This window comes from Escherichia sp. S10b (assembly GCF_028421345.1).
GTDB lineage: Bacteria > Pseudomonadota > Gammaproteobacteria > Enterobacterales > Enterobacteriaceae > ECMA0423.
In genome coordinates, this window is record NZ_JAHZSO010000076.1 from 1 (window position 1) to 10,861 (window position 10,861).

At 50.7% G+C, this 10,861-nt stretch carries 9 protein-coding genes and 3 pseudogenes; 8 read left to right on the forward strand and 4 right to left on the reverse strand.

Translation table 11 applies throughout. The features are described 5' to 3' along the window. Window positions 1-86: 86 nt before the first annotated feature. The 3 genes and pseudogenes from FTE26_RS06990 to FTE26_RS07000 form a co-directional block, all read left to right on the forward strand. A pseudogene (locus tag FTE26_RS06990) lies at window positions 87-1,602 on the forward strand (Tn3-like element TnAs1 family transposase); the annotation flags it as partial. 68 nt (window positions 1,603-1,670) lie between these two features. After that, entirely contained in the window at window positions 1,671-2,555 is an 885-nt protein-coding gene (locus tag FTE26_RS06995; protein ID WP_001345827.1) for a hypothetical protein, read from the forward strand. After that, window positions 2,551-2,720: pseudogene (locus FTE26_RS07000) on the forward strand (recombinase family protein); the annotation flags it as partial. The gene FTE26_RS06995 and the pseudogene FTE26_RS07000, both read left to right, overlap by 5 nt. 345 nt (window positions 2,721-3,065) lie before the next feature. Here FTE26_RS07000 and ppl read toward each other — a convergent pair. Further along, a complete protein-coding gene (gene ppl / locus FTE26_RS07005) occupies window positions 3,066-5,741 on the reverse strand; it encodes an anti-phage protein Ppl (RefSeq protein WP_015059139.1) in 2,676 nt (891 codons plus the stop codon). A 302-nt stretch (window positions 5,742-6,043) separates the two neighbouring features. Here ppl and FTE26_RS07010 point away from each other — a divergent pair, with 302 nt between their 5' ends. Next, window positions 6,044-7,045: a DUF4238 domain-containing protein gene (locus tag FTE26_RS07010; protein WP_000138753.1), complete on the forward strand. Its 1,002-nt coding sequence runs from the start codon at window positions 6,044-6,046 to the stop codon at window positions 7,043-7,045. 224 nt (window positions 7,046-7,269) lie between these two features. On the opposite strand, the gene FTE26_RS07015 is transcribed toward FTE26_RS07010, so the two are convergent. From FTE26_RS07015 to parM, 3 genes are all read right to left on the reverse strand, one after another. After that, window positions 7,270-7,680, reverse strand: coding sequence for a hypothetical protein (locus FTE26_RS07015; RefSeq protein WP_001430251.1), 411 nt, complete (start codon window positions 7,678-7,680; stop codon window positions 7,270-7,272). Window positions 7,681-7,840: 160 nt separating this feature from the next. Continuing rightward, window positions 7,841-8,191, reverse strand: coding sequence for a plasmid partitioning/stability family protein (locus tag FTE26_RS07020; protein ID WP_001430247.1), 351 nt, complete (start codon window positions 8,189-8,191; stop codon window positions 7,841-7,843). 2 nt (window positions 8,192-8,193) lie between these two features. Next, complete coding sequence (parM, locus tag FTE26_RS07025) at window positions 8,194-9,156, reverse strand: plasmid segregation protein ParM (protein WP_000959875.1); 963 nt, start codon at window positions 9,154-9,156, stop codon at window positions 8,194-8,196. A gap of 131 nt (window positions 9,157-9,287) precedes the next feature. On the opposite strand from parM, the gene FTE26_RS07030 reads away from it, so the two are divergent. From FTE26_RS07030 to FTE26_RS07045, 4 genes and pseudogenes are all read left to right on the forward strand, one after another. Then, entirely contained in the window at window positions 9,288-9,596 is a 309-nt protein-coding gene (locus FTE26_RS07030) for a hypothetical protein (RefSeq protein ID WP_039021875.1), read from the forward strand. Window positions 9,597-9,672: 76 nt separating this feature from the next. After that, the gene (locus tag FTE26_RS07035; protein WP_000085889.1) at window positions 9,673-10,356 is read left to right on the forward strand and encodes a DNA methylase; all 684 of its coding nucleotides are present in this window, start codon (window positions 9,673-9,675) and stop codon (window positions 10,354-10,356) included. After that, window positions 10,357-10,578, forward strand: a complete 222-nt coding sequence (locus FTE26_RS07040; RefSeq protein WP_001104902.1) for a hypothetical protein — start codon at window positions 10,357-10,359, stop codon at window positions 10,576-10,578. It abuts the gene before it with no gap. Beyond that, window positions 10,472-10,861 (forward strand): annotated as a pseudogene (locus FTE26_RS07045) (DUF1380 family protein); the annotation flags it as partial. The gene FTE26_RS07040 and the pseudogene FTE26_RS07045, both read left to right, overlap by 107 nt.

Consider the following 10,861-nt stretch of genomic DNA (forward strand, 5'->3'; position numbering starts at 1 on the left):
CCGGCCTTTGAATGGGTTCATGTGCAGCTCCATCAGCAAAAGGGGATGATAAGTTTATCACCACCGACTATTTGCAACAGTGCCACTTCGACGACTACCTGCTGCCGGCCGAGAAGTTCGCCGCACTCAAGCGCGAGCAGGCCCTGCCCCTGGCGATCAACCCGAACAGCGACCAGTACCTGGAAGAGCGTTTGCAGCTGCTGGACGAGCAGTTGGCCACCGTCACCCGCCTGGCCAAGGACAACGAGCTGCCCGATGCCATCCTCACCGAGTCAGGGCTGAAAATCACCCCGCTGGATGCGGCGGTGCCGGATCGGGCGCAGGCGCTGATCGACCAAACCAGCCAGTTACTGCCGCGCATCAAGATCACCGAACTGCTGATGGACGTGGACGACTGGACGGGCTTCAGCCGCCACTTCACCCACTTGAAGGACGGGGCCGAGGCCAAAGACAGGACGTTGCTGCTGTCCGCAATCCTCGGTGATGCGATCAACCTCGGGCTGACCAAGATGGCCGAGTCGAGCCCCGGCCTGACCTACGCCAAGCTGTCCTGGCTGCAAGCCTGGCACATCCGCGACGAAACCTATTCGGCGGCCTTGGCCGAGCTGGTCAACCACCAGTATCGCCACGCCTTTGCCGCCCACTGGGGCGACGGCACGACCTCATCCTCCGATGGCCAGCGCTTCCGCGCGGGTGGCCGGGGCGAGAGCACCGGGCACGTCAACCCGAAGTACGGTAGCGAGCCGGGACGGCTGTTCTATACCCATATCTCCGACCAGTACGCGCCGTTCAGCACCCGCGTGGTGAATGTCGGCGTCCGCGATTCCACCTATGTGCTCGACGGCCTGCTGTACCACGAGTCCGACCTGCGGATCGAGGAGCACTACACCGACACGGCCGGCTTCACCGATCACGTCTTTGCCCTGATGCACCTGCTAGGCTTCCGCTTCGCGCCGCGCATCCGCGACCTCGGCGAAACCAAGCTGTACGTGCCGCAGGGCGTGCAAGCCTACCCGACGTTGCGCCCGCTGATCGGCGGCACCCTGAACATCAAGCACGTGCGTGCCCACTGGGACGACATCCTGCGCCTGGCCAGCTCGATCAAGCAGGGCACCGTCACCGCCTCGCTGATGCTGCGCAAGCTCGGCAGCTACCCGCGCCAGAACGGACTGGCCGTGGCCCTGCCGCGAGCTGGGCCGGATCGAGCGCACGCTGTTCATCCTGGACTGGCTGCAAAGTGTTGAACTGCGCCGCCGCGTGCATGCCGGCCTGAACAAAGGTGAGGCGCGCAACTCGCTGGCCAGGGCGGTGTTCTTCAACCGCCTTGGGGAAATCAGGGATCGGAGCTTCGAGCAGCAGCGCTACCGGGCCAGCGGCCTCAACCTGGTGACGGCGGCTATCGTGCTGTGGAACACGGTGTACCTGGAACGCGCCACCCAGGGGTTGGTCGAGGCCGGCAAGCCGGTGGACGGCGAGCTGCTGCAATTCCTGTCGCCGCTGGGCTGGGAGCACATCAACCTAACCGGCGATTACGTCTGGCGGCAGAGCCGCAGACTGGAAGACGGGAAGTTTCGGCCCTTACGGATGCCCGGAAAACCTTAGCGTACGATTTTTTCCGAATTCTGCGGGCTCCCCTAAAATGAATATAAATAGACAGAATAGGGTTATTTATGGATTTATATCACTTTACAGCAATTCCTATGTTGCATTCCATACTTGCATCTGAAGGCCTGAGAGAAGGATATCTAACGTTGTATGATGGAACAATTTTGTATAATAAAGTATGGTTAACGACATCTCCATTACCATATGGTCACGGATTATGTAACGGTACTGAAAAATTAAGTGAATCAGAAAAATCATTTATGCGAAGAGTCGGTAATATATCTGAGTCTACGTCTATAAATGGAACACATAATAAAAAGTTAATAAGGTTAAAAATAGATACTGAATGGATAAAAAAGCAGCCTGGATTTTGCTCATATAAAAAGCTAATGCGTGACCTTGGACAACCTAAAGCTTATGTTAAGTACGTAGGTGCAATGGGGGTTGAGGGGGCAAGGGGGATGACCGATGAGCAGATAAGTAAAATTATGCGAAAAGGTAACACAAAAGAAGATACCTGGTATATCTTTAATGGGGTCATCCCACCTTCAAAAATAGTCTCTGTTGAATATATGGAAACTAAAGATAAATATATACCATATGATTTTGAATTGCATGGAAGGGGATATATAGAAAACTCCGGCATTTATCCGATTTCGAGTTTATTATTATCTGATCTGAATCATACAATGCGAAATATTACATTTTTACCAGGTTCTGTCATAGCGTTTTGTCATAAAGCAAATTCAGAAGAAAATATTTTATTCAGACATGTATTATTCACATGTTCAATCTCCTTGAGAAATTTTTCAGTACTGATAGCAACAGGTGATGAGACATCTTTCTATATTCATCTGGATGTATTAAAAAGTTGGACTCAAAAAAACAGTAAAGTACTATGCCAACTTTTTGAAAAAGCACGTGAAAGTTACCACAGATACTATGGTTAGAAACCACTGCGGGGAGAACATCAGTGGCACAAAACTAGACCGCCCGGAACCGGGACGCTTACTGATGGACAGTCATCGCAATGATATCTTGCTGGTTGAGCAGATAGAACAACACGAGTGTGGATTGTCATTCTTGATGTGCCCATATCATGGCAGCCTCTGTCAGGCTCTCTATAAGGGGTCAGTTTGGATATAGAGAATTATTGTACGGCAAGCCTGTTTTTTGAACAGGCTTGCCTGTCGCGTGACGAGTAAACAACAGCTGGCTGGCCAGCGGCTTTCCGTTTTATCCCGACAAAAAAGCTCAATGGCGCGGATTTTTTGTTTTTCAGTAAACATGTTTCATCTCCTGAGAGTCCAGGAAATCGTCCGCATCCCCATTACCGTCTTATATCACTGGCGCTGACAAAGACGCAGAGGCCATCAGTCTGACATTTGCGTCTTTTATCCAGGCATTCAGCCGCCAGGCCCACTCTCCGGTCGTGGCCGCCTTAAGGACGGTTCCGTTCTTCAGCTAAGAATACGCTCATAGCGCGAACGAAACGCTTTTTCTCCCCCCTCCATTTGACGGCATATCAGTGCCTTCATCGGAGCTTCCTGCAGTGCACCGCAGAGTCCTGGATACAGGCCTGTGCGATCGTGCTGCATACTGATAACATATTCTGCATCGCCGTTAACCACTATAGGGGCAGAGTGCGACACGATAATCAGCTGCCGGCGTTTCTTGTTCGACATGATGGCAGGGATCACGCTCATGCTCAGCATCAGGCAGTCCAGGTCATCCTCCGGTTGATCCAGTAGTAGAGGATCGGTGCCATAGGATAAGAGGAACTGCAGCATACTCGCTCCCTTTTGCCCCGGAGAAGCAAAGGCAATGTCTTCCATCTGCCCCCCGGGGGTCTGGTAACGTATGTGGATGCCGTCATCAGGATACCAGCATTGCAGGGCATCCAGCTGCTGGTCATTCAGACTCCTGAGACGATTCCGGAAAGAACCATGAAGCCCCGCCCCAGCCTCTGAATTATCCAGCCGGATGCTGTGATGCAGCGCTTTCAGCTCGTCCAGCGCCCTGTATTTTTTCTCTGTTGCGGCAGGCAACGGGCTGAACGGACGTTCACTGATAAAGTCGCTCAGTAATCCGCTCCCGTCACTGTTATCGTAGATACGTTCGGCAAAATTACTGATGCCGGTAACCGTCTGGTAACCAGATATAACATCTTCATAAGGGGCGCAGAGGGGAAGAATTTTGATTTCCAGAGCGCTGAGCGACAGGGAGGAGAGAAACGCCTTCCGGTTATCTGTCAATGCCATTCTGTGGGCACGCATTTCAGCCAGCAACTGCTCAGACCGTGCAACAGAGGCAGAGATCGCCCCATCAAGACCGTCGTAATTTCTCAGCTCATTTTTCAGTGACTCACAGCGTGCCATCAGTTCGTTGAGAACATCGGGATTAAGCCCTCTGGCCCGCAGGGAAACAGCTTCACTTTCTACATTTGTTTCCTGGTCACTCACTGCTGTTCGGAGGGCAATAAAAGATTGCTCTCTCCTGATACCCGCGAGCTCTGCAGCATATTCTGCCAGGAGAGTATTGAGCCGCTGGTCATACTGCTGTTGCACAGATGACAGGCGCGCCATAAATGCCATCAGCAGACCGGAAGGTTCCGGCGGGATATCGGATCTCTGCAGCGGTTCTTCTGCCAGAGCCTGAATGGCTGCAATACGCCGCTCAAAGTGCTCCAGGGGTAAGGTTGCTGCGGACAGCTCGTTTCTGGCGAGGGCCAGCTGTCTGCAAACCGGATAATAGGCGCTTGACTGCAGCTGACTGACGGCACGTTCAGCATCCGATAATTCCCCCCGCAGCGAATCCGCACTTCCCTGTCTGGCACGCAGGCCCCGCAACGTGATTTGTTCATTCAGATATTCCCTTTCCAGCTGATCCCAGCGCTCTTTCCAGGCCCGTTTGTTAACCACCGGGCTCTCATCACAGACGCGCAGGAATGCACCAGTATCCGAAGCCAGCTCATAGAGCATTTTCTGGCTGTAAATCGAGAGTGGAAAACGGTCAGCCGACCAGTGACTGTCAGGCATCCATTCTCCGTCACTGAAGATATGTAATTCATGCTTACTGTCTGGTCGCCAACTGAGCCGGAAATCTGTGCCTTCTTTGTGGAAAATACATTCGATGAAGGAATCCGCTTCCATCCCCGTCCGAATGAACTGGTCCAGCTTACTCCCCTGGGTCGCAGTGAGACCTTCTGTTTTGCGCATTGCAAGACGAATGCTTTCAATGAGCGTGGACTTCCCGCTGCCTCTTGAGCCGATTACAGCGTTATAGAACGGGCTGAATTCCACCGAGGCCGAATCCTGACCCACAGGATGGCAGTGGCGGGTTCTGAATTTCAGGCTGCGCAAATATGACGCAGGTTCCTCCGGAGGGAGCTGATCAAACAGCACACAGTTTTCCGGATCGAGCAGTGCATGCCTGAGTCCGTCAAAATCAGGGGATGACATTTTCAGCCAGCAGGTTCGCATGCCGGCTTGTTCAGGATGGTGCGCATCAGAGCCCCGTAGCCACGGTAAATTATCAATCAGCCGCCGGCGGGTTCCGTCGGTGATATCCTCCACCCGGTGTCGAATCTCAACGGCATGGGGACTTTCCTGAAAGGCTGCGGTGAGCTCTGCCTGATTAGTCAGACTTAAGACACCTTTGGCTGCATCAATGTGCGCAAGAATACAAACAGCCTTCGGATTACGGCGGATATTACTGATGATGCCGGCGGGGCCCAGTTGAAGAACGAGCTGATGGTTAGGGACTTCACTCGGAATGGGGCTATTATTATTGCACTGGGCCAGAAGCCTTTCCACATCGGCACTTGTACTGTGCGTGTGCAGCACAGCCAGAATATGTACGTTACCGGTCGCTGTCAGTTCAACCCCCGGAAAGAGTGTCAGTGGCCGAAATTCCGGCAGGTCGCCGGTGCTGGCGTCCCGGGACATATTCTCCAGCTCACCCTTCAACACGTCGACCCAGGCTCCGCTGTTATGATCGCTGATTACAACACAATCGACATGCTGTTTCATATAAGCCAGAAGCCACTCTCTGGGGCTGATGTCAGGAATTTTGTAATCATGCGAAGCCGGAGTATGGTTATGAAAATCAAATTTATACCAGCGCGAACCTACCATAACAGTTCCTTTTCTAGGGTATTTCTGAAGTCCCTCACTATAAAAGCTTTCAGGCTATCTGTCCTGACCTAATCCCAATAGATGTAACAGTCTTATAGCTAGATCCGGTTAAATGTATAACCGGAAGCAAGAGATTCCCCTTAAGACTCACGATATAATTCTTTCGGAGATGTCAAGCGTCCCCGGCAAAGACTCAATGATTACGGCGTTACATTGATGTGTTAATGTTCTGCTCACCACATAATAGATTCGCTGGTCCACGGTGAATCTACAGTACCAGTCCATCAAGGATGATAATTTCCATGACCGAACCATTAAACCTGCGGACCGACGTTGTCAGGCAGCACACAGTCCCCCGTTTTTTACTGAAGCACTTCAGCAAGCCGGTAAAGGGAAAACGCCAGCGTTTACACGCCTTTGATAAGGCTGCCGGGCGTGCTTATGCCACCACGCCGGATGACGCCACCGTCCGGAATACGTTCTACAACTTCGATAATCACCCTCAACGATTCAGTCTTGAACCGTTGTTGGGGATTTACGAACATGACGCGGCACCGGTCATTGCCGGCCTACTGGAGCATAAGGACATTCGCCGGCTGACTGAAGATGACCGCTACAAGCTGGCCGTGTTTGTTGCCGTGCAGCGCGCACGTACCTTCGGTGAGCTGGAACGTATCTCAGGCATGATTTCGGTGCTGACTGATAAGCTGGCGGCAATGGGCGTGACTGAGGAGCAGGCAGGAGAAACTCTGGGTTTATCGCCCGGGGGCGATACCAGAGACATTTTTCTGCGGCAGCTTGTCCAGCAGGTGTCGCATATTAAACACCTGCTAAGTAAGGACTGGTACCTCCTGGAAACCAGGCCAGAACATCCGTTCTATGTGTCAGACAATCCGGTGGTACTGGAGAACCGCAATGACTTCGGTGTGTACGGTAATATCGGCCTAGCCGTGCCCGGCATACAAATCTATCTGCCCCTGTCATCGACGCTGATGCTGGCCATGTATTGCCCTTCCATCCGTGAACAGAAAGTTCGTGAAAAGCAGCATCTCCTTCATCTTATTGCCAGAGCGCCGGATCTAATCCCGCGTCACATGCGCCCGTTTGAAATGCTCGAGCATGTCAACAGGCATACGGACTATCTTCTTATGCCACTTTCTGCAGAAAATGTGATGCATTATAACGCGCTGCAGGTGGAGTATGCTGAACAGTACGTGTTCTGCGGTGAAAACGATTTTTCTCTGGCTGAAAGAATGCTGGCTGCAGATGACCGTTACCGGACCGGGCCGCGGTTTACATTTTAGGGCAACTTCCGGTCAGCGCAGTGCCGCAAAATGCCGATGTCCGTTCCCTGCAGGACATTGTATAAATGTAACTCTGTCATACACGTTCGTAAGCGGCCCTCACGGCCCGGCTGCGGGTAAATTCTTCAACCGCGTACAGCAATTTTCATTGCTGACAGACCGTATAGCCTTGCAGGACAGGAGGTACTGGAGAATATCTGGTCCCTCTAATGCGGGAATTCATTTTATTCATCTTTAATTTGTGGATTCACAATGAGGTAACTTGTGCCGTATTCATCGTTCATTTCTATGGCATCAAATCCAAGATAAGCGGCTACACGACCACGCAGGCGTTGCAATTCCCATGAGTATGCTCCATTAATATCGCTGCCGAGGCGTGGCGAGAGAATATCTGCGAAATCTTCGATATCTGAATTGTTATCCCACATGACGCGATCAGCTATTTCCTCTACGTCAGCAGTATCCAGTTCGTTATGTAAGAAGGCATAAACCTCTTGAAAACGAGCATCAAGATCGCTGGATTTAGCTATTTTATCATCATCAACATGGTATATGAATACGGTGTTTCCGTGACTGGCGGCAATATCGCGCTCTGGGCTGGCAAACAACCCATCAAAAACGTTATTGCCAGACATTGCGAACTCACCAAGTTTGATTATTGGTATAAGTGCCGTGAAATAATTTCATAATAACGACGCTGTATTTATTTTATGTAATAATTGCCAATAAAATAACTTGATTAAGTTCCCTTTATCCAGCCTGATAGTGGATAAAGGGAACTCAATAATAATTGAATTAATTTATTAGCTTCATCGCATTTTTTTTGGTCTCTTCATCACTTTTTTGCTCTTGTTGTGAAGAGGATTGAGTGACTATTGAAGAATTAAAATCGGCCATCTCTTTTGGAAATAGCGATCTCAATATATTTACGATATCTGAAAATGTGGTTTCTTTCGTCAGCAGTTCACATAAAAGGAAAGGGGCCCTGGGATCTTGTCTGTATAAGGCCAGACCTGCCGTCAGTGCAGCCCGGTTAAGGCGGCTGCGTTCCCCTTGCGGGATACTGTCCAGTGTCTCACAAACAATTTTATCTGTTTGATTTACATCTGGATTTAGCTTAAAGGCAATGGTTCTGCGCTTGTCCATCATTAATTACCTATGAGATACATACCGTTAACTAAATCATATTGAGAGTTATTGGTTTTAAAAAAACGTTCATCACGAATCTGTGTGTGTTTTTTTACTGCATCGCATATTAATTCTGCGCCACCGCCTATAACCATAACATGAGTATAACCAGAAAATTCATTGAGCGTATTTAATACACGTTGCTCAAGTTTACGAAGTGCTTCATTCATTGCTTCGGTGACTATTGATATTTTGTTCTCATCATTAATTCGTTGCTTCAGATAGTTATTATCTTTTCTGTGAATGATTATATCGTCAGCAAGATAGCTACTTCCTTTTGTTCTCGCAAGAGAAAGGGCATCTTTTACTGCAGATGTAACCAGAGAGACACCAAGAGATGAGTCTCCGTATATTTTACTGATCCCCGATAATTTCCCCATTACCTGAGAAATATCTAATGTGGTGCCCCCGAGATCTATAATTAATAAAGAATCTAACTCATCCAGTTCTTGTAGAACTTCATAACCTGCCGGTATAGATTCAGGCATGACTTTTACATCTTTTATTGTGAATGTATCCCCGCCATTTAATGTAATTTTTTTCCGGAAGTTTGCTTTCTTACGCTCAATATTTTCCGTATTGGGTTGGTTATTTCTGTCGTAATACTCTGTCAGAGGAAGTGTGCAAACAATATCCACTTCGCTTACCGGCAGACCACTGGTCAGTAAGGCGTGATGCACTGCAACGACATTAACGTCGCTGTATTGCCATGCGATATTGGTTGTGACTACAGCATCCGGGCTGATTGGATCAAATGAATACTGTTCGCCGTTCAGTGTGTAGTTAAAGACCTTTTTATCACCAAAAGAGACTGCCCACTCGCGTTTGAAGCTGTTCGGGCTAATGTGCTGTTTAATTGTTCCGTCGTTTTCCTGCCACTGTAGTTTGATGTTTGTTGAACCGTCATCAATGAATACCAACATTTATAAAACTCCTTATGGTGTTTTTGTGGTGTGCTTTTGGGGTTGTTTTGGGTTTTAAATGGGGTCGTTTGTCAAGTTTACCCCATTTTGACTATCAGTCAATGATTGTTTGTATTGTTTTTGGGTTTATTATGGTGTGTTTTGGGTTGTTTTTGGGTTTTATTTGGCGGGTAACAAAAGATGTCGCTGTGCTTCTCTTTTTACTGCGCCGGCTGACGCGGCGCGGCAGGAACGCTGCCTGTGGTCAGTGTCCCGCGTCCGGCCGGGCACGGGACGGGCGCTTTTACCGCTCCTGGCTGGCGTCGGTGACAGTGTACGCCAGCCTGTCGCCCTTTTCTGATGAATGCCCTTCAAGCCGCTTTCGCGGCATATCCTCGCCGTCAGAAAGACGACGGCTGCGGTATTCCACGGTCGGCCTGACCCGTTACCGGACGCGGTGAACAGCCCACAGGCAGCGGAGAACGGGCGCCACAGGGGCGCCCTCCCGGTGCCCTCTGTAAGAGGAGGAGTGCTGTTATGTCCCGTTTTATCCTGGGTGACTGCGTGCGTGTTATGGCCACGATTCCTGATAACGCCATTGATTTCATCTTAACCGACCCACCATATCTCGTTGGTTTTCGTGACCGTTCCGGGCGCACCATTGCCGGTGACGTTAACGATGACTGGCTGCAACCTGCCAGTAATGAGATGTACCGCGTACTAAAAAAAGATGCGCTGATGGTGAGTTTCTATGGCTGGAACCGTATTGACCGCTTTATGGCAGCCTGGAAACGCGCCGGATTCAGCGTTGTAGGGCACCTTGTGTTCACCAAAAGCTACACATCCAAATCTGCGTATGTCGCGTACCGTCACGAATGCGCCTATATCCTGGCAAAAGGCCGTCCGGCGCTGCCTCCGAAGCCATTACCCGACGTGCTGGGCTGGAAATATTCGGGCAACCGCCATCACCCGACGGAAAAGCCTGTTACCAGCCTGCAACCGCTGATTGAGAGCTTCACACACCCGAACGCAATTGTGCTAGACCCGTTTGCTGGCAGCGGCTCAACCTGTGTGGCTGCCCTTCAGTCCGGACGCCGGTATATCGGTATCGAGCTGCTTGAACAGTATCACCGTGCCGGACAGCAACGACTGGCCACCGTGCAACGGGCCATGCAGCAGGGGGCCGCGAATGATAACTGGTTTGAACCGGAGGCTGCGTAAATGAACTATGCCGGACACGAAAACCTTCGTGCTGAAGTGGCGGAGGTGGCCAATGCCATGTGTGACCTTCGGGCCAGGCTGAACGATATGGAGCATCGCTGTCGCTTTGATTCCGATGTGCTCGTCGAACGCCTGGCACGCCAGACGCTGTATCGCGCCAATCGCCTGTTCATGGAGGCATATACCGAAATTCTTGAACTGGATGCGTGCTTCAAAGATTAAGGGGGAGACGAAATGTACGGAACATGCGAAACGCTCTGCCGGGAGCTGGAAGCAAAGTATCCGGGAGACACGCCGCTGATGCTGGTTATCTGGTCTCCGGAAGAGATTCAGGCACTGGCTGACGGTATGGAAATTTCTCTGACCGATCATGAAATCAGGGCCGTCCTGGCGCGCATGGAGGACATCCCGGAAGACCAGAGGACTGAATCCGGTATTTCTTCCGCCGCGGTGATGGAGATTATCAGCAACGTGAGCGAAAACCGCCAGGTGACCGTCCCTGCTG